Annotated in this window: 16 protein-coding genes; 14 read left to right on the top strand and 2 right to left on the bottom strand. The window is 38.7% G+C overall.

All coding sequences use genetic code 11. The features are described 5' to 3' along the window. Nucleotides 1–15 precede the first annotated feature (15 nt). From prfB to NHH15_RS03295, 3 genes are all read left to right on the top strand, one after another. Nucleotides 16–1,120 (top strand): peptide chain release factor 2 gene (gene prfB / locus NHH15_RS03305; RefSeq protein WP_262065222.1). Its coding sequence is split into 2 segments (ribosomal slippage): nucleotides 16–90 and nucleotides 92–1,120, totalling 1,104 coding nucleotides; the frame shifts between segments, so codons are not numbered across the junction. Further along, the gene (locus NHH15_RS03300) at nucleotides 1,117–2,343 is read left to right on the top strand and encodes a homoserine dehydrogenase (RefSeq protein ID WP_262065221.1); all 1,227 of its coding nucleotides are present in this window, start codon (nucleotides 1,117–1,119) and stop codon (nucleotides 2,341–2,343) included. Before prfB ends, NHH15_RS03300 begins: the two co-directional genes overlap by 4 nt. A gap of 11 nt (nucleotides 2,344–2,354) precedes the next feature. After that, complete coding sequence (locus NHH15_RS03295; RefSeq protein ID WP_262065220.1) at nucleotides 2,355–3,554, top strand: cofactor-independent phosphoglycerate mutase; 1,200 nt, start codon at nucleotides 2,355–2,357, stop codon at nucleotides 3,552–3,554. On the opposite strand, the gene NHH15_RS03290 is transcribed toward NHH15_RS03295, so the two are convergent. Then, the gene (locus tag NHH15_RS03290; RefSeq protein ID WP_262065290.1) at nucleotides 3,536–3,976 is read right to left on the bottom strand and encodes a CYTH domain-containing protein; all 441 of its coding nucleotides are present in this window, start codon (nucleotides 3,974–3,976) and stop codon (nucleotides 3,536–3,538) included. The two genes, NHH15_RS03295 and NHH15_RS03290, sit on opposite strands and share 19 nt — an antisense overlap. 73 nt (nucleotides 3,977–4,049) lie before the next feature. Here NHH15_RS03290 and NHH15_RS03285 point away from each other — a divergent pair, with 73 nt between their 5' ends. From NHH15_RS03285 to ytvI, 8 genes are all read left to right on the top strand, one after another. Continuing rightward, nucleotides 4,050–4,595: a DJ-1 family glyoxalase III gene (locus tag NHH15_RS03285; protein WP_262065219.1), complete on the top strand. Its 546-nt coding sequence runs from the start codon at nucleotides 4,050–4,052 to the stop codon at nucleotides 4,593–4,595. After that, on the top strand, nucleotides 4,579–5,256 hold the full coding sequence (locus tag NHH15_RS03280) for a DUF5105 domain-containing protein (protein ID WP_262065218.1): 678 nt from the start codon (nucleotides 4,579–4,581) through the stop codon (nucleotides 5,254–5,256). Before NHH15_RS03285 ends, NHH15_RS03280 begins: the two co-directional genes overlap by 17 nt. Nucleotides 5,257–5,328: 72 nt before the next feature. Next, nucleotides 5,329–6,612, top strand: a complete 1,284-nt coding sequence (gene tig / locus NHH15_RS03275) for a trigger factor (RefSeq protein ID WP_262065217.1) — start codon at nucleotides 5,329–5,331, stop codon at nucleotides 6,610–6,612. A gap of 25 nt (nucleotides 6,613–6,637) precedes the next feature. Then, on the top strand, nucleotides 6,638–7,219 hold the full coding sequence (gene clpP, locus NHH15_RS03270) for an ATP-dependent Clp endopeptidase proteolytic subunit ClpP (RefSeq protein WP_262065216.1): 582 nt from the start codon (nucleotides 6,638–6,640) through the stop codon (nucleotides 7,217–7,219). A 33-nt stretch (nucleotides 7,220–7,252) separates the two neighbouring features. Continuing rightward, nucleotides 7,253–8,512 (top strand): ATP-dependent Clp protease ATP-binding subunit ClpX, encoded by a 1,260-nt coding sequence (clpX, locus tag NHH15_RS03265; protein ID WP_262065215.1) that lies wholly within the window; start codon nucleotides 7,253–7,255, stop codon nucleotides 8,510–8,512. A 92-nt stretch (nucleotides 8,513–8,604) separates the two neighbouring features. Continuing rightward, a complete protein-coding gene (gene lon, locus NHH15_RS03260) occupies nucleotides 8,605–10,932 on the top strand; it encodes an endopeptidase La (RefSeq protein WP_262065214.1) in 2,328 nt (775 codons plus the stop codon). Then, the gene (yihA, locus tag NHH15_RS03255; RefSeq protein ID WP_262065213.1) at nucleotides 10,922–11,530 is read left to right on the top strand and encodes a ribosome biogenesis GTP-binding protein YihA/YsxC; all 609 of its coding nucleotides are present in this window, start codon (nucleotides 10,922–10,924) and stop codon (nucleotides 11,528–11,530) included. Before lon ends, yihA begins: the two co-directional genes overlap by 11 nt. Beyond that, nucleotides 11,523–12,656 (top strand): sporulation integral membrane protein YtvI, encoded by a 1,134-nt coding sequence (gene ytvI / locus NHH15_RS03250; protein ID WP_262065212.1) that lies wholly within the window; start codon nucleotides 11,523–11,525, stop codon nucleotides 12,654–12,656. Before yihA ends, ytvI begins: the two co-directional genes overlap by 8 nt. Before the next feature lie 50 nt (nucleotides 12,657–12,706). Here ytvI and NHH15_RS03245 read toward each other — a convergent pair whose 3' ends face one another. Continuing rightward, a complete protein-coding gene (locus NHH15_RS03245) occupies nucleotides 12,707–14,233 on the bottom strand; it encodes a catalase (protein WP_276008595.1) in 1,527 nt (508 codons plus the stop codon). A gap of 184 nt (nucleotides 14,234–14,417) precedes the next feature. On the opposite strand from NHH15_RS03245, the gene rfbD reads away from it, so the two are divergent. The 3 genes from rfbD to NHH15_RS03230 are packed head-to-tail and all read left to right on the top strand — an operon-like array spanning nucleotide 14,418 to nucleotide 18,815. Then, complete coding sequence (rfbD, locus tag NHH15_RS03240) at nucleotides 14,418–15,260, top strand: dTDP-4-dehydrorhamnose reductase (protein WP_262065211.1); 843 nt, start codon at nucleotides 14,418–14,420, stop codon at nucleotides 15,258–15,260. A gap of 18 nt (nucleotides 15,261–15,278) precedes the next feature. Then, nucleotides 15,279–16,559: a glycoside hydrolase family protein gene (locus NHH15_RS03235; protein ID WP_262065210.1), complete on the top strand. Its 1,281-nt coding sequence runs from the start codon at nucleotides 15,279–15,281 to the stop codon at nucleotides 16,557–16,559. A gap of 27 nt (nucleotides 16,560–16,586) precedes the next feature. After that, nucleotides 16,587–18,815, top strand: a complete 2,229-nt coding sequence (locus tag NHH15_RS03230; RefSeq protein WP_262065209.1) for an ATP-binding protein — start codon at nucleotides 16,587–16,589, stop codon at nucleotides 18,813–18,815. Nucleotide 18,816: the final 1 nt, after the last annotated feature.

Raw genomic sequence — 18,816 nt, 5'->3', positions numbered from 1 at the left:
AAAGAGGTGAGATTGGTGGTCGAATTAGATCAGTTTAAAGGAATAATCCTTACGTATGAGACTCCATTGTATGAGATGAGGGATTCACTTTGACGAAGCAGGTAAGGAAAGAAAACTCGAAGAATTAAGAAAACGAATAGAAGAACCGGATTTCTGGGATAGTCCAGAAGAATCAACGAAGGTTATGAAAGAAATGAAGTCCTTAGAGGGCGTATTAGACACCTTAAAGGACTTGAGAAGTGCATATGATGACATATTGACTTTGATTGATATGGGATATGAAGAAGAAGATGTCACCTTAGTGAAAGAGATACAGGAAGAATTGGAAGATTTCGAAAAGCGCTTTGACACACTTCGTGTAGAAACTCTTCTGTCTGGTGAATATGATAAAGACAATGCAATTGTAACAATTCATGCCGGTGCAGGTGGCACAGAATCAAATGATTGGGCGAACATGCTGTATCGCATGTACCATAGATATGCAGAACAAAAGAACTTTTCTGTCTCAGTATTAGATTTTGTGGCAGGGGATATTACAGGGATCAAAGCGATTACCTTTGAAGTAGAGGGTGAAAATGCTTATGGATATTTGAAGTCTGAGAAAGGAATCCACAGACTTGTTAGAATTTCTCCCTTTAATGCAGCCGGGAAGCGGCAAACCTCTTTTGCTTCAGTGGATGTTGTGCCAGATATTGCTACGGACATAGATGTTGATATTGAGGATGATGATTTAAAGATCGATACTTATCGGGCGAGTGGTGCTGGTGGACAGCACGTCAATAAAACATCATCGGCAATTCGCATTACTCATCTGCCTACAGGAATTGTAGTGCAGTGTCAAAATGAACGCTCTCAACATTTTAATAAAGAGAAAGCAATGCAAATATTAAAGGTCCGATTGCAATTGTTAAAGGAGCAAGAGCAGGCGGATAAGGTGTCTGATATTCGAGGAGAAATGAAGGAAATAGGATTTGGAAGTCAAATCAGGTCTTACATCATGCAGCCCTATACCATGGTGAAGGATCATAGAACAGGTGAAGAGACCGGTAATGTAAATGCAGTATTGGATGGTTCCCTGGATTTGTTTATTAATGCATATTTAAAGGGAGGAAAGAAATGAAAAAGATAGCAGTAATGGGATATGGAACAGTAGGACAAGGTGTAGTAGAAGTTGTCTTAAAAAACAAGGATTTAATCAGCGAGAGAATAGGTGAAGAGATTCAGATAAAATATGTTTTGGATTTGCGTGAGTTTCCGGGAGATCCAGCTGAGCATATGATTGTACATGACTTTGACACGATTTTAAACGACGAAGAAATCGAAGTGGTTGTAGAAACAATTGGAGGAACAAATGCAGCATACCAGTTCGTAAAGAGCTGTTTATTGGCAGGGAAGAGTGTTGCTACATCTAATAAAGCCTTGGTTGCAGAATACGGTGCAGAGCTTTTGCAGCTTGCAAAAGATAAGAATGTTAATTTCTTGTTTGAGGCCAGTGTAGGTGGTGGCATTCCGATTATTCGTCCTTTGAATACAAGTTTAACAGGGGATCATATAGATGAAATCTCAGGTATCTTGAATGGAACAACCAATTACATGATGACAAAGATGTTTTATGAAGGTGCAGACTATAATGAGGTTCTGAAAAAGGCTCAAGACAAGGGGTTTGCTGAATTGAATCCAGAGGCAGATGTGGAAGGCCATGATGCATGTAGAAAAATCGCAATTCTATCCTCTGTAATTACCAACAAAACTGTAGATTTTAATGACATTTACTGTGAAGGAATTACAGGGATTACAACAGAAGATATGAAATATGCAAAAGAGATGGAAATGACGATTAAACTTTTGGCCATCAGTAAAAATGATGAAACAGGGCTTGAGGCAATGGTTGCACCATTTTTGATTGACGAAAATCATCCACTTTATAATGTAAACGGAGTCTTTAACAGTGTATTCGTCCATGGAAATGCTCTTGGTGATGGAATGTTTTATGGAAGCGGAGCTGGAAAACTTCCAACGGCAAGTGCGGTTGTAGGTGATGTGGTAGATGCTCTTAGAAACAAAGGAAAAACAATTATGCCGGTGTGGGATGTGAATAAACTTGCTCTCAAAAAACATGAGGACACGAAACGTAAATTCTTCCTTCGTATAAAAGGTGATGGAAAAGCAAAAGAGGCAGATGTTTTAGCAATGTTCCCTGGTGGAAAAATCCAGAGTCTTTCGGGAGCAAACGATGAGTTTGGTGTGATAACAGACGTGATGTCTGAAGGTATGTGTGCAGAAAAAATTGCCGCATTAGGAACAGATTTTATTCACATGATTCGAGTAGAAGAAAGCTTATAGGGAGATGAGTAATGAAATATATTGTTTTATTAAGCGATGGAATGGCAGGAGAGCCTATAGAAGAGCTGGGAAATAAAACGACAATGGAAGCGGCCCATAAACCAAATATGGACCGCTTGTGTAAAGTATCCCAGGTTGGAATGGCAAGAACAGTGCCAGAGGGTATGGCACCAGGAAGCGATACGGCGAATTTGGCTGTATTAGGATACAATCCCAGAAAGTACTATACAGGGCGTTCGCCTTTGGAAGCCTTGAGTATTGGAGCGAAGCTAGAGGATGCAGATGTCTCTCTTCGAATGAATTTTGTTACGTTAAGGGGAGAAGGACCTTATGAGAAGAAGATTATTTTAGATCACAGTGCAGGAGAAATCTCAACCCAGGATGCAGAAGTTCTTTTGAAAGCAGTTATAGATAACCTTAAACGAGATGGATATGAGTTCTATCTTGGAACAAGCTATCGTCATTTATTGGTGATTAAGAATGGCGAGGTGGTAGAACTGATGCCTCCTCACGACATTCTGTCGAAGGAAATAGGAAATTACCTGCCAAAAGATGAAATTTTACGTGAGATGATGGTAAAAAGTAATGAGATTTTAGAAGGTCATCCTCTCAACCAGAAAAGAAAAGAAGAAGGAAAAAATCCTGCAAACTCGATTTGGTTTTGGGGTGCAGGTACAAGGCCGGCGCTCTCTTCTTTTGAAGAAGAATATAAAAGAAAAGGTGTTATGATTTCAGCGGTGGATTTGCTAAAAGGAATTGCAACAGGGGCTTCCATGAAGGTAATTGAAGTGGAAGGGGCAAATGGAGGACTTCATACAAATTATGAGGGGAAAGCAAAGGCAGCCTTTGGAGCTCTCGTTGATGAGGGATATGATTTTGCTTATATTCATGTGGAAGCACCGGATGAAATGGGGCACCAAGGCCTGATAAAAGAAAAAATAGAAGCAATTGAAAATATCGATGGGAAAGTGTTGAAGCCACTTGTAGAGCTGCTTGATTGTGAGAAGGTAGACTATAAGATAATGATTCTCCCGGATCATCCAACCCCTACTCATCTGCGGACACATACATCCAATCCTGTGCCTTTTATGATTTATGACAGCACAAAAGAAGAAAAGGGTGTGGAAGGGTTCAATGAAAAAATGGCGAAAGATACGGGAATATTTTTTGACGAAGGGTATCAATTAATGGGTCATTTTTTGGATAAATAGCTGTTTTGAAATTTGGGATTTAAGGTTACTTCTTCGCCGAACCAATCGGGTGGCGAGAATTGATTTGCTTCTTCCGTGTTGGGAAATTCAACTTCAGCTAAAAGGAGAGGCGCTAAATCACCTTTAAATACATCCAATTCAATTGTGTAGGTTTGATACGGAATCAAAAAACGGTCCTTGGTTATGATGCGGCCATCGGCCTTTTTTAAAAGATGTTCAAAGGAAGCTTTGTCGAGGGGAAGATTGTATTCTTCTCTTACCATAAGTCCTTTGGATTTATAAGTTAGAACATAGGTGTCATCCTCTTTTCGTATGCGGATCACAGGTTCGGTATTTAAGTAAGCCTGGCAAAGAGATTTGCAAGGATAGGATGATAATAGTTCTGGTTTTTTGGTGATTATATATTTCCGTTCGATTTCCATAAAAGTTTCTCCGTTTTTGTTTTTCATTATAGGATAATCCCGGAGAAAAGTAAATTAGTTTAAGGAGGTAATCATGAAGAAAGCGTGTGTATTGCTGGTAAATGGATTTGAAGAAATTGAAGCATTAAGTGCGGTGGATTTATTACGCAGAGCAAAGGTGTATGTTGATACGGTCTCTGTTGAAGAAGAGTATACAGTGAATGGAGCCCACGGAATCAATGTGGTGACGGAGGACTTATTTGACGAAGTGAACTTTGAAGAGTTCGATATGATTATTTTACCAGGAGGCGGACCGGGAACAAAGCGACTGGAGGCTCATGCTGGTGTCAAAAGTGTTTTGTTGAAGGCGATTGAGAGTGAGCAATTGATTGCGGCTATTTGCGCTGCACCGACGATTCTTGGGAAGATGGGACTTTTAAAAGGTCGGCAGGCTACATGTTATCCAGGTTTGGAGGGAGACTTACAAGGAGCTGTATTATCTGATAAAAATGTGGTAGTAGATGGAAAAATCATAACGAGCAAAGGGGTAGGTACTGCTCTGGAGTTTTCGTTGAAGCTTATAGAAGAGCTGATTGATGATGAAAAGGCGAAGGAAATTGCCAATGAAATTGTTTATTAAGAAAAGCATTGCTTTTTTTCTAATTTGTGCTATGTTTTCATTAGGCGGATGTAAAAGCTCCTTTAACTCGTTGGAATATGTAGAAGCAATTTTAGATTTATCCTTTCAGGGAGATGGGACGAAAGCACTGCAAGTAGAAGAAGATGTAGAGAAAGAAGATTTGGAAGAGACTTACGAATTGTTTGTGACACAGTTTGTTGAGGATTACATTGCCTCAGGATTGGATGCAGATGATGAGTATAGAGAGCTTTTTGGAAAAGAAATAAAAAAGATATTTCAAACCATGCGCTACCATGTAAAAACAGGAAAAAAGATAGATGAAAATCAATATGAGGTGACGGTAGAGATTACTCCTCAGGATGTGTTTGTTCGATACAATGAGGAATTGGCGGCAGACAGTAAGAAGATGCAAGAAAAAATTGAGTCGGGTTTCTATTCTGAGAATCAAGAAGAGAAAGAAGAACAGATTCAGAGAGAAATACTATATCGGTCCTTGGAGCTGCTGAAGATTGCTGCCTCAAATAGTGAGTATAGTGAAACAGAAGAGGTGAATCTAAGGGTTCATAAGAATGACGATGGGAAATATGAAATAGAGGAACAAGATTTAAGTGAATTAGTTGTGAAAATTTTGAAATTGGATGAACTGATTACTGGCAATTAGCGTAAAAATGTGCTACAATTATAAGGTTAGTTCTGCTAAACTGAAGCAGAATAAAAATAGGAGGAAATTGTAATGAGCTTACAAGTAGAAAAATTAGAGAATAATATGGCGAAGCTGACGATTGAAGTTTCAGCAGAGGAATTGGAAAAAGCCCTTGAAGGTGCATATAAAAAACAAAGAGGTCAGATTAACATGCCAGGCTTCCGTAAGGGAAAAGTTCCACGTCAGATGATTGAGAAGATGTATGGACCAGAAGTTTTCTATGATGATGCAGCAAACGAATTGATTTCCGAGTCTTATGCAAAGGCGTATGATGAGAGTGAATTAGACATTGTATCCAGACCAGAAATTGATGTGGTTCAACTTGAAAAGGGAAAACCATTTATTTTCACTGCTTCTGTTGCAGTAAAACCTGAGGTGACTTTAGGAGAATATAAAGGCTTGAAAATTGCCAAGGTAGATACAGAGGTAACAGAGGAAGAAGTTGACGAAAAGATTAAAGAAGAAGCAAAGAAGAATGCAAGAAGTGTTGTTGTGGACAGACCAGTGGAAGATCAAGACGAAGTAATTATTGATTTCGAAGGTTTTGTAGATGGTGTTGCATTTGAAGGTGGAAAAGGAGAAAACTATCCTTTGGTAATCGGATCAGGTTCTTTCATTCCAGGATTTGAAGAGCAGCTTATTGGTAAATCAACAGGTGAAGAGACAGATGTTAATGTAACTTTCCCAGAAGATTATCAAGCAGAAGAGTTAAAGGGAAAAGCGGCTGTATTTAAGTGTAAAATCCATGAAATAAAAGCAAAAGAGCTTCCAGAGATAAATGATGAGTTTGCATCAGAAGTTTCAGAGTTTGATACTTTAGCTGAGTATAAAGAAGATTTAAAGAAACAAATGACAGAAACAAAAGAAAAAGAAGGAAAATCTAAGCAGGAAGATGAAGTAGTAGAATTAGCAGTAGCAAATGCGAGCTTTGAAATTCCAGAGGCTATGATTGAGACACATACAATGCAGATGTCAGACGAATTTTCACAGAGAATTCAGTCCCAGGGACTTTCTATGGAACAATATTTCCAGTTTACTGGTATGACAGCTGAGAAGATGCTGGAAGATTTAAAACCTCAGGCAATTAAAAGAATTGAGACAAGAATTGTATTAGAGGCCATTGCAGTAGAAGAAAACATCGCAGTAAGTGAAGAAAAGATGGATGAAGAAATTGGAAAGATGGCAGAAGCATATCAGATGGAAGCAGATAAGTTAAAAGAATTAATCGGCGATTCTGAAAAGGAACAAATGAAAGAAGATATAGCTGTACAGGAAGCAGTTACATTCCTGATTGACAACGCAGTAATTGAGTAACATTTTCAAAAGGAGGTAATGTCCTATGAGTTTAGTACCTTATGTAATAGAACAAACAAGTCGGGGAGAACGTTCCTATGATATTTATTCGCGGCTGCTGAAGGACAGAATCATTTTCCTGGGTGAAGAGGTGAATGATGTATCAGCAAGTGTTGTTGTAGCTCAGCTTCTGTTTTTGGAGGCAGAGGATCCAGAAAAAGAAATTCATATTTATATTAACAGTCCTGGAGGATCCGTAACAGCTGGAATGGCCATTTACGATACAATGCAGTATATTAAATGTGATGTAAGAACGATTTGTATTGGTATGGCAGCAAGTATGGGTGCGTTTTTGCTTGCAGGTGGAACCAAGGGTAAGAGATTAGCCCTTCCTAATGCGGAGATTATGATTCATCAGCCATCTGGTGGTGCACAGGGGCAAGCGACTGACATTGAGATTACAGCAAATCATATACTGAGAACCAAACAAAAATTGAATGAAATTTTGGCGGCAAACACAGGACAGCCAATAGATGTAGTAAAGGCGGATACCGAAAGAGATAACTTTATGTCTGCTGAAGAAGCAAAAAATTATGGCCTTATTGATGAGATAATTACAAATAGATAAGGTCACCATGGATATGAAATGAGGTAGAAATATATGCCAGGGAAAAATGATGATCAGGTGAGGTGTTCATTTTGTAATAAGACCCAATCTCAGGTGAGAAAGCTTATTGCAGGACCAAACGGGGCATACATATGCGATGAATGTATTGACGTATGTTCGGAAATAATAGAAGAAGAACTGGAATTTGATCAAAAGCAGCGCTGGAATCCTTTCTCAGAAATCAACTTATTAAAACCGGAACAAATCAAAAGATTCCTGGACGAATATGTAGTAGGTCAGGATCAAGCAAAAAAAGTTTTATCTGTTGCGGTATACAACCATTACAAAAGAATTATGTCTGAAAAGGATTTGGGAGTGGAATTAGGGAAGAGTAATATACTTATGCTTGGACCTACAGGCTCTGGAAAAACACTTTTGGCTCAGACATTAGCAAAGGTACTGAATGTACCTTTTGCGATTGCAGATGCAACTGCCCTTACGGAAGCTGGTTACGTGGGAGAAGATGTAGAAAATATTCTTCTAAAAATTATTCAGTCAGCAGATGGAGACATTGAGAAGGCTGAATATGGAATTATTTATATTGATGAAATTGATAAAATAACCAGAAAATCAGAAAATCCTTCTATTACAAGGGATGTCTCAGGAGAAGGCGTTCAGCAGGCTTTGCTAAAAATTATTGAAGGCACTGTGGCAAATGTGCCGCCCCAGGGTGGTAGAAAGCATCCCCATCAGGAGCTGATTCAAATTGATACAACGAATATACTTTTTATATGTGGTGGTGCCTTTGAAGGGATAGACAAAATAATTGAAAATCGAATTGATAAAAAATCAATTGGTTTTGGTTCAGAAGGTATTCAGAAAAAAGTGGTGGATACAGATGCAGTATTAAACCAGATATTACCTCAAGACTTGGTGAAATATGGTTTGATTCCAGAGTTAGTCGGTCGTGTTCCGGTTAATGTATCCCTTTCGATGTTGACGGAAGATGAGCTGGTAAAAATTCTTTCGGAGCCAAAGAATGCATTGGTAAAGCAGTATGAAAAGCTACTGGAATTAGATGGTGTAGAGCTGATATTTGATGATGGTGCGTTACGTGAAATTGCGGAAATTTCACGGAAAAGACGGACAGGAGCCAGAGGCCTGCGTGCAATTATCGAAAATGTAATGCTGGATATCATGTATGAGGCTCCCTCAGACGATACACTAAGGGTTTGCCATATTACAAAAGAAGCAGTCAAAGGAAAAGCCGAGCCTATTTTGGAACACGAGGATTTGGATTCTGAGAGTGCATAAAAAAGAAAAACTATAAGAGGGTGTCGTGTAAATGCGACACCTCTTTATTTAATACTTCATAAAGTTTATTTTGAGAGGAGTGATGACCAAAAATGGAAAGAATAGTATTACCTATGATTCCCTTAAGAGGAATGACGGTTTTGCCTGAGATGGTAATCCATTTTGATGTCAGCAGAGAGAAGTCCTTACAGGCTATAAATGAATCGATGGAAAAAGGACAGAAGATTTTTTTAACAGCGCAAAAATCGATTGAAGTGGAAGAGCCTGAGATAGAAGATGTGTTCACTGTTGGCTGTGTTGCCACAATTAAGCAGATTATTAAGCTTCCCAATAAAATCAGCCGTGTGCTGGTTGCTGGGGAGGAAAGAGCAAAAATAGAGGAAATCCTAGACAGAGAGCCTTTTTTCAAGGTGGTACTCCAACCAATTTCGGATGAAGTAGGAGAGTCACCCCTGGACACAGAGGCAATGCGGAGAGGGCTTTTAGATATCTACAGAGAGTATCTCTCGAAAAATCCTAAGGTTTCAAAAGAGCTAATTATTCAGGTGGAAGAAATTGGTGATTTTGCAAAAACGATTGATGAAATTGCTGCAAATGTACCATTTTCTCTGGTAGAAGCTCAAAATATTTTAGAAGAAAATAATGTTGTGAAGCGCTATGAGCTTGTTTCCCAATTGTTGTATAACGAGATTCAAATCCAAAACATTAAAGAAGAAATTCAAAACAAGGTAAGAGAAAGAGTTGACAAAAATCAAAGAGAATATCTTTTACGTGAGCAAATCAAACTAATCCGAGAGGAATTAGGGGATGATACCACATTAAATGATGCAGATGAATTTCAAGAAGAAGCAAAAAAATTAGATGCATCAGAAGAGGTAAAGGAGAAGCTTTTTAAGGAAATTAAGCGATTTAGGAGTAGTATGAATTCTCCGGCAGAATCTGGTGTTTTACGTACTTATATAGAAACTCTTTTGGAAATGCCTTGGAATAAAATAGCGAAAGAGCATAATGATATTGTATATGCAAAGCAGGTATTAGACGAAGACCATTATGGTCTTGAGAAAGTGAAAGAGAGAATTTTGGAGTTTTTGGCAGTGAGAGCGCTGACGGATAAAGGGAATGCCCCAATACTTTGTTTAGTAGGACCGCCAGGAACCGGAAAAACTTCGATTGCAAAATCCTTAAGCCGTGCTTTGAAAAAGCCATACGTGCGGATTTCTTTAGGCGGAGTAAGAGATGAAGCTGAAATACGTGGTCACAGAAAAACGTATGTAGGGGCAATGCCAGGTAGAATTGCCAATGGAATAAAGTCGGCGGGAGTGAAAAATCCCCTCATGCTGTTGGATGAAATTGATAAAGTAAGTAATGATTATAAAGGAGATACTTTCTCGGCACTTTTGGAAGTGTTAGACAGTGAACAAAACAGAGCTTTCCGAGATCATTATTTGGAAGTGCCTTTGGATTTGTCGGAAGTACTCTTTATCACAACAGCCAATACTCTGCAGACGATTCCCAGACCTTTGTTGGATCGTATGGAGGTTATTGAAATTAGCAGCTATACAGAAAACGAAAAGATGCATATTGCCACAGAACATCTGATTCCAAAACAGCTAAAACGTCATGGGTTTACTCCGAAGCAGCTGACAATCAGTAAAAATGCTTTGTGGAAGATGATACGTCATTATACGAAAGAAGCAGGAGTACGGCAATTAGAACGTAAAATCGGTGAACTGTGTCGTAAGGCGGCAAAAGAAATGCTGGAGAAAAATAAGAAGAGCATTTCTGTTACGGAGACGAACTTAGGTAAATATTTCGGGAAAGAATTGTATAAATTCCAACCAGCAAATGAAGAAGATGAGGTTGGTATTGTACGAGGTCTGGCATGGACAAGTGTGGGTGGAGATACTCTGCAAATTGAAGTCAATATTATGCCAGGAAGTGGCGATATATCCTTGACGGGACAATTAGGTGATGTAATGAAAGAATCTGCAAGAGCTGGCATAAGCTATATTCGTTCCATAGGAAATCGAATGAATATTCCGGAGGATTTCTTTAAGACTCACGACGTTCATATTCATATTCCAGAGGGGGCAGTTCCAAAGGATGGGCCTTCAGCTGGAATTACTATGGCAACTGCGATACTTTCAGCGATTACGGAAAAAAAGGTTCGCGCAGATGTGGCAATGACGGGAGAAATTACCTTACGAGGCAGAGTGTTGCCAATTGGTGGATTAAAAGAGAAGCTCTTAGCAGCAAAGAATGCAGGCATTAAGACAGTTATTATTCCAAAGGATAACCAGGTAGATGTGTCTGAGCTATCACAGGAAATTACGAGAGGATTGGAAATTATCCCTGTAATGACTATGGATGAAGTAGAAAAAATTGCATTGTATTCAGTAAGGAAAAAAGATGATAATTAAAAATGTAGAATTAGAAACAGTATGTGGCATTACCAGTGTACTTCCGGAGAACGAGCTTCCAGAGATTGCATTTGCTGGAAAATCAAATGTAGGGAAGTCTTCTCTGATTAACGGATTGATGAATCGTAAATCCCTTGCCAGAATTTCACAGACACCTGGAAAAACCCAGACAATAAATTTTTACAATATTAATAAAGAATTGTATTTGGTAGATTTGCCAGGATATGGATATGCGAAAGTATCGGAGAATGAAAAGAAAAAGTGGGGAAAGCTTATTGAACGCTATTTACATGGTTCCATGCAGTTGAAGGCGATTTTCCTTTTGATTGATATTCGTCACAAGCCTGGTGCAAATGACCAGATGATGTACCGCTTCATTACAGATATGGGATATCAGCCGATTATTATAGCAACAAAATTAGATAAGCTAAAGCGCAGTCAAGTTCAAAAGCATATAAAGATGATTAAGGAGGGCTTAGAACTTCCTGACAATACAATTTTTATCCCTTATTCTGCTGTTACAAAGCAGGGAAGAGATGAAATTTGGAAATATGTGGACGATAATATTCTCAAACCTGAGGAGGAATTTGATGAGTGATTTTGAAGTAGATAAACCCTTTTGGAAAGCAGCACTAAGTCTTGTGCTGAGTCTTATATTTACGGTGGCTTTCATATACTTTGGACTTAAGTTTTTACGCTTTTTTATGCCCTTTGTAATTGGATGGTTCATAGCGTATATTGCCAGCCCTCTTGTGAAGTTTTTAGAGGCAAAAATCAAGATGAAGAGGAAGCTTGGTTCAGCCATTATTATTATATTGGTATTGGCTGGAATAGGTTGTGCTTTCTATTTTGCGGGAAGTAAGGTGTTTAAAGAGATATCAAGCTTATTAGAAAATCTTCCACAGATTTATCGATCAGCTGAAGATGCCATGGCAAATACCATTTCATTTTCCCAGAATTTAATTCGTAATCTGCCAGAAGTATTCCAGGAGGGATTAACATCTTTGACTGATAATCTGGGAAGTTACGTAACGGATTTTTTGAGAAATGCAGGAACGCCAACATTTAACTTTGCAAGTAACGTAGCAAAACAGATACCTTCCACATTAATTAGTATTGTGATTACCATGATGTCAGCTTATTTCTTTGTATCAGAAAGAGATGAATGGATTGTATGGTCGAAGAAAGTGGCTCCAGAAGCAGTGTCTAAGAAAATGTCTATCATAATTTCAAACTTAAAGATGGCCTTAGGAGGATATTTTAAGGCACAGTTTAAAATCATGGCAGTTGTTTTTTGTATTCTTTTGATTGGATTTATTATTTTATCGGTGCCATATTACGTTCTCTTGGCCTTAATTATTTCCTTTTTAGATTTCCTTCCATTTTTTGGGACTGGAACAGCATTAATTCCGTGGGCCATATATTTATTTATGACAGGGGAATATAAAATGGCAATAGGGCTTGTTGTGATTTACGTTATTACACAATTAGTCAGACAGCTGATTCAACCCAAACTTGTAGGAGATAGTATGGGGCTCAATCCATTGATGACGTTAGTGTTTTTATACATTGGTCTTAAAATCGGAAGTGTGATTGGAATGATTTTAGCTGTGCCGGCAGGAATGATTATTATCAATCTCTATAAAGCGGGAGGCTTTGACTATATTTTAAATGATGCAAAGATTATATGGAACAAAATGCTGAGCTTATACAGTAGAGAATAAAAAATGCCTCAGGGAATTGCACGAAGTGCAGTTACCCTGAGGCACTTTTATTATGGCTTGAATTTCGTTGCATTCATTCGCTCGTCATGAGACATTTCAGATAAACGAATCACCTCGTTCAAATCAAGAGAGAAGCCCTTTGTTAGTCTTGTACCATAATCTTTGTCTGCCAGATAACAGTGTGCGCAATGGCGGTATCTGATGTTATCAGAGACTCCGTCCATATTTCGAAGGGTGTTATCAATTAAGGCAGTCTTTTTGTCATCATCAATCAAACGGTACAAATCACCGGGTTGATAGAAGGTGTTGTCGGTTTGATCATCCTTTGGTTCATAGGAATCCATTGCTCCCTTGATTTCAAGAGGCGGCTCCTTTTGCTCTTTTTGTTCTTCCCATTCGCCGTAGCTATTTGGCTGGTAATGAGTAGTTGCACCATAATTTCCATCCACTCTCATTTGACCATCTCTATGATAAGCGTGGAACGGACACCTTGGAGCATTTACCGGAATAGCGGTATGATTTACACCAAGCCGATAACGTTGAGCATCTCCGTAGGAGAAAAGCCGGCCTTGCAGGAGTTTGTCAGGAGAGAGTCCCACACCGGGAACAATACTTGCAGGATTAAAAGCAGCTTGCTCTACATCGGCAAAATAGTTTTCCGGGTTCCGGTTGAGTTCGAAGCGTCCAACTGGAATTAACGGGTACTCTTTATGACTCCAAATTTTTGTGATATCAAATGGATTTTCTTTGTGGTTATTTGCTTGTTCTTCAGTCATAACCTGAATGTAGAAATCCCATTTGGGGAAATCCCCTTTTTCAATAGATTCAAATAAATCTCTTTGGTGACTTTCACGGTCATGGGCAACGATTGCAGCAGCTTCTGAATCAGAGATGTTTTCGATTCCTTGAACGGTTCTCCAGTGATATTTTACCCATACTCTTTCATTCTTTTCGTTAATCATACTGTAGGTGTGACTTCCAAATCCATGCATATGGCGGTAAGATTTTGGAATTCCACGGTCAGACATGGTAATCGTTACTTGATGAAGAGCCTCAGGAAGCATACTCCAGAAATCCCAGTTATTCTGTGCAGAACGCATATTGGTTTTGGGATCGCGTTTTACAGCGTGGTTCAAATCAGGGAATCTTAATGGATCCCGAAGGAAGAAAACAGGAGTGTTATTTCCGACTAAGTCCCAGTTTCCTTCTTCAGTGTAAAATTTTAGTGCGAAGCCTCGAATATCCCGCTCAGCATCTGCAGCGCCCCTTTCTCCGGCGACAGTTGAGAAGCGAACAAACATCTCGGTCTCTTTGCCAATTTCCGAAAAAATCTTTGCTTTTGTATAATTGGTAATGTCGTGGGTTACTTTGAAGGTTCCGAAAGCACCAGATCCTTTTGCGTGCATCCTTCTTTCTGGGATAACTTCCCGGTCAAAGTGTGCCAGTTTTTCTATAAACCATGGATTTTGCATGGTCATAGGACCTCTTTCGCCTGCAGTATTGGAGTTGGTATTATCGGAAACGGGAGCACCCACAGAGTTGGTGAGTTTCTTGTTCTTTTTCATGTCGTCGTTCATGTTGATTACCTCCTTCTCTATAGCCTAATTAAAGCATTAAAGCATATTGAAATCAAATTAAAGATTTATAATAATTATAAATATAACTTTAGATTTGTCTTCTTTGCTTTTAATTGACAACCATGGGAAAACATACGATAATAGGTGTATACGAATGATTTTAATCGAGAAGGAGATAGAATATATGAACTATTTAGTAACAGGAGTTAAGGGTCAGTTAGGACATGATGTTGTAAATGAACTTTCAAAAAGAGGACATTCTTATGTGGGAGTTGATATTGAAGAAATGGACATTACAGACGAAGCAAAGGTTCGGGAGGTAATGCTGCCTTTAGATATAGATGGAGTGATTCATTGTGCTGCGTATACTGCAGTAGATGCTGCTGAAGATAATGTGGAGCTGTGTCGAAAAATTAATGCGCTGGGGACGAAGTATATTGCGAAGGTATGTAAGGAAAAAGATATCAAGATGATGTATATCAGTACAGATTATGTGTTTGACGGAACAGGGGAGAGACCTTGGGATCCAGATGACAAAAGAGACCCATTAAACGTCTACGGCCAGACGAAATACGAAGGAGAGCTTGCGGTAGAGGAATATCTGGATAAATATTTCACGGTTCGAATTGCGTGGGTGTTTGGAGTGAACGGAAATAACTTTATCAAAACCATGCTTAAGCTTTCTGAAACAAGAGATGAGTTAAATGTGGTGGATGATCAAATCGGATCACCTACTTATACTTATGATCTGGCAAGATTAATTGTGGATATGACACTTTCGGAGAAATATGGAAGATATCATGCTACGAATCAAGGCGGATATATTTCATGGTACGATTTTGCCAAGGAAATATTTAAGCAGGCTGGAGTCGATATTAAAGTGAATCCAGTAACAAGCGAGATGTTCCCGGCAAAAGCAAAAAGACCACATAACAGTAGGATGGAACAAAAAAAATTGGTTGAAAACGGATTTGAGTTACTTCCGACCTGGCAGGATGCCCTTTCTAGATATTTAGAAATTTTATAAAACGCAAGGGGAGCTGGAATGAAGGGGACGAAACAGTTAGGGATAGTTCTGATTTTTATTGCGTTATTAATGGTGATCAGACCAGAAACAGTACATGCTGAAATTGCAGATGAGTCTGTCTTTGAAGGCAGCGAATGGGAATTGTTATTTGAGGAAAATCTGGAAGAAGGACTTGTGCAATCTGTCTGTGTGACGGAAGATTATATTGTTACCTTGGAAAACAAGGATGATACAGTAGATACACCAGATATTCTAAGGGCGTACTACCGAAACAATAAGGATGAGAATGGAAACAAGGTCGAGCAGTATTCTTTGGCAAAAAGGATTGATTCTATTCATTATGAGCATTGTAATGGAATGACGTATAATCCCAAGACCAAGAAAATATTGGTTAGCTTATATACAGCGGCAGATCCGGAGAACAGAGGCTGTTTGTATGTGCTCAATAGCGAAACTTTTGAGTATGAAGACCGGATTAAAATAGCGGATGATTTTAATGTTTTAGGAATTGGCTACGATGAAGAAACGGATCAATATGTAATTCAAACAAATGACGAAGGTGGATATAGTTTCAAAATTTTAAACTCTGATTTTCAGATAACAGATGACTTAGGGTCTTTTAGTCATACCTCACAAGGCGACAATTTCCAGGACTTATGTGTGTCAGGTGACTATATCGTTAATTTCCCTTTGACAGCAGGTATGGGGATTGGCTCTTTTATTAATATGTACTCCATCTCAGCAAGGGATATTGTGTCTTCTACACAGTTGGATTTTAAGTTTGAAAATATAACTTGGGATGAACCAGAGTCAATCTGTGTGGTTGGTCCGGGAAAGTTTTTGGCAGCGGTAAATGTTGTAGAGGATACGCAGGAGCGTAAAGTACGATTTTATCAAACGGAAGTACCTTATTATCAACAGCTGGAGGTAATACAGACTGTTGGAGGGAAAGAAAAGAAGGATATACAAAAGGTTTTGCAGGGAGAAAAAATCTCGATTGACTACCAAGAGGTAAAAGGACAAAAGATTTCGGAAGTTCGTGTCGATGGTAAGGCTGTTGAGTATAACAAAAAGGATAAAGCATTTACTTTTACAAAGATAGAGGGATCTCATAGTATTGAGGTGATTTACAAAAAAGTAAAATATTTTCGTGTTACCTTCTTCTTTCTATTTGTTTTCGCAGTTGGAATATGTGCTGCATTACTGTATCGTCAGCATTTAAAGATTCAAAGAGCAAAGAAGAGGAAAAAGGCACAAAGAATGCGCCGACAGATTCAAAGAAACTTGTACGAGGAATAGGGAATGGAATCAGGCAATGGAGGGCACATGAAGAAGAGAAGTTACAAACCTGTTTTTTTAATCTTAGTTATTTTCTTGATTTTAGTGGTGATAGGAGTTGCGGGAGTTTCCCTTACTCGTGCCGGAAATGCAACGAGAGTTATTGAAGAGACATCTATGAATGAGATGTTGGCTCTTAGCAAAACGGTGGCATTAATGACAACAGCAGATGAACTGGATGAATTCATGACTGTTGGGGATATGGACAAAGAAAATTATAAGGAAATGAAAGAGGAGCTGGAGGTTTTTTGTAAAGACTCAGGTTTGGCTTATGCGTATTATTTGCGGTTGGATACGAAAACAAATAAGATGCAGTTTATTATTGACAATATACCAGGAATGGAAACGGGATTGGTTGAAGAACAGGTGGAAAGAGAGCCTTATCCGGATTTGGCATTGGAGGGAACAGCCAATACAGTTCCATTGGGAACTTATTCAGAAGGCTGGGCAGATTACTTGACTGCGTATGCACCAGTTTATTATAGCAATGGTGAAATGTCTAATATAGTAGCCGGAGTTGATAAAAAAGATATTTATATTCATCAGGCCCAAAGCAATGCCTATTCTCAAGCAATTCTTCTTTTGGTGGCCCTTATTGTAATTATATTAGCCTGTGGCTTGGCTTTAATAATGTATCGAAGTAAAGTTGTACAAGCGGAAGAGGCAAGTCAGTCGAAGACAATGTTTTTATCGAATATAAGTCATGAAATCAGAACGCCGATGAATACCATCATTGGTATGAGCCAGTTGGCGAAAGATAGTGTGGCTATGGAGCAGATTAAACAGTATTTGGAGAAGATTAGTGGCGCTGCAGAGCACATGATGGGATTGCTTAATGATATCTTAGATGTTTCGAAGATTGAGTCTGCAAAATTTGAAATTGTACCTGTGGAGGCGTCGTTAGAAGAAATTCTTAAGAAAGTAGTGACGATTACCACCTTTACAGTAGAAGCCAAAAAGCAGGAATTTGTACTAAAAGTAGATGGAGATGTACCGGATTCTTTGTTTGTAGATGAGCAAAGACTTACCCAGGTGATTGCAAATTTAATTTCGAATGCTGTAAAGTTTACGCCGGAATCTGGACGCGTTGATTTGGTGGTTCATAAGGATTGGGAAAAGGATGACAAATTGACACTGCGTTTTGAAGTCAAGGATACAGGAATTGGTATTTCCAAAGAGCAGCAGGAAAAGCTTTTCCAGGCATTTCAACAGGCCGACAGCAGTATATCAAGAAGATTTGGAGGTACAGGTCTTGGGCTGGTAATCTGTAAGAGTATTGTCGAAGGAATGGGCGGAAAAATTTGGATTGAGTCGGAAGAAGGAAAAGGTGCAAATTTTATTTTCACAATTCAAATAAAAAAAGGAACACAAAGTGATATTAACACGGAGGAGTCAAGTCTTTCATGGGAAAAGCTTAAGTTTCTTATTATTGGAGATTTTGGAGATGAGCGCTATGGATTTCAAGATATTTTGGTGAAATTTGGATCTCGTTGTACTTTAGCAGATACAAAGGAAGAGGCAGAACAGCTTCTAAAAGCCGGAGAACAATTTTCACTAATTTTCATTGATTATCGTTCCATTGAAGAGCATGGCTTTCGATTTACTAACAGGTTAAATAAAAAATACAATCAAGAGAATCTTGCAGTGATAATGAATGATGCATTATGGCGGGAAAATAGAGATGCTGCTTTTGAAGCAGGTGCAAAGGTTCATCTTGGTAGACCGATTTTTCCCTCTTTTATTGTGGACTGTGTCCAGGTGGTTTTGGGCAGTCAACAGGATGAAAAAGAATCGGAAACAAAGAAAAATCGAAGAGGAATTTTTATGAAAAATCGGATATTAGTTGCGGAAGATATGATGATTAACAGAGAAATTCTGAAAGCATTACTAAAAGATACTGGCATAGAAATTGACTTTGCTTTTGATGGTGAAGAGGTGGTTAAGCAGTTTAAAAATAATCCGAAATATGATTTGATTTTTATGGATGTACATATGCCAAACCTTGATGGATATGGGGCGACAAGGGCGATACGGGCATTGGATATTGACGAGGCGGCAAGCATACCAATTGTTGCAATGACAGCATGTATGTATGATGAGAATGTGGAGATGGCATTTGACGCTGGAATGAATGATTACATCACCAAGCCGATAAAAGTGGATGAAGTAATTGATAAGATGAGAAATTTTTTGTTGAGAAGCACGGAGGAAGAATAGT

The organism is Aequitasia blattaphilus (assembly GCF_024721305.1).
GTDB classification, from domain to species: domain Bacteria; phylum Bacillota; class Clostridia; order Lachnospirales; family Lachnospiraceae; genus Aequitasia; species Aequitasia blattaphila.
Note: the sequence above shows the minus strand (reverse complement) of the source record. Positions and strands in the feature narration are given on the sequence as shown.

Excerpts from the sequence above, each read along its gene's own strand:
- NHH15_RS03280 (WP_262065218.1), top strand. The coding sequence starts at position 4,579 with ATGAAATTGTTTATTAAGAAAAGCATTGCTTTTTTTCTAATTTGTGCT.
- NHH15_RS03295 (WP_262065220.1), top strand. The coding sequence starts at position 2,355 with ATGAAATATATTGTTTTATTAAGCGATGGAATGGCAGGAGAGCCTATA.
- rfbD (WP_262065211.1), top strand. The coding sequence starts at position 14,418 with ATGAACTATTTAGTAACAGGAGTTAAGGGTCAGTTAGGACATGATGTT.
- NHH15_RS03230 (WP_262065209.1), top strand. The coding sequence starts at position 16,587 with ATGAAGAAGAGAAGTTACAAACCTGTTTTTTTAATCTTAGTTATTTTC.
- NHH15_RS03245 (WP_276008595.1), bottom strand. The coding sequence starts at position 14,233 with ATGAACGACGACATGAAAAAGAACAAGAAACTCACCAACTCTGTGGGT.
- NHH15_RS03235 (WP_262065210.1), top strand. The coding sequence starts at position 15,279 with ATGAAGGGGACGAAACAGTTAGGGATAGTTCTGATTTTTATTGCGTTA.
- clpP (WP_262065216.1), top strand. The coding sequence starts at position 6,638 with ATGAGTTTAGTACCTTATGTAATAGAACAAACAAGTCGGGGAGAACGT.
- lon (WP_262065214.1), top strand. The coding sequence starts at position 8,605 with ATGGAAAGAATAGTATTACCTATGATTCCCTTAAGAGGAATGACGGTT.
- ytvI (WP_262065212.1), top strand. The coding sequence starts at position 11,523 with ATGAGTGATTTTGAAGTAGATAAACCCTTTTGGAAAGCAGCACTAAGT.
- NHH15_RS03300 (WP_262065221.1), top strand. The coding sequence starts at position 1,117 with ATGAAAAAGATAGCAGTAATGGGATATGGAACAGTAGGACAAGGTGTA.
- NHH15_RS03285 (WP_262065219.1), top strand. The coding sequence starts at position 4,050 with ATGAAGAAAGCGTGTGTATTGCTGGTAAATGGATTTGAAGAAATTGAA.
- yihA (WP_262065213.1), top strand. The coding sequence starts at position 10,922 with ATGATAATTAAAAATGTAGAATTAGAAACAGTATGTGGCATTACCAGT.
- tig (WP_262065217.1), top strand. The coding sequence starts at position 5,329 with ATGAGCTTACAAGTAGAAAAATTAGAGAATAATATGGCGAAGCTGACG.
- NHH15_RS03290 (WP_262065290.1), bottom strand. The coding sequence starts at position 3,976 with ATGGAAATCGAACGGAAATATATAATCACCAAAAAACCAGAACTATTA.
- clpX (WP_262065215.1), top strand. The coding sequence starts at position 7,253 with ATGCCAGGGAAAAATGATGATCAGGTGAGGTGTTCATTTTGTAATAAG.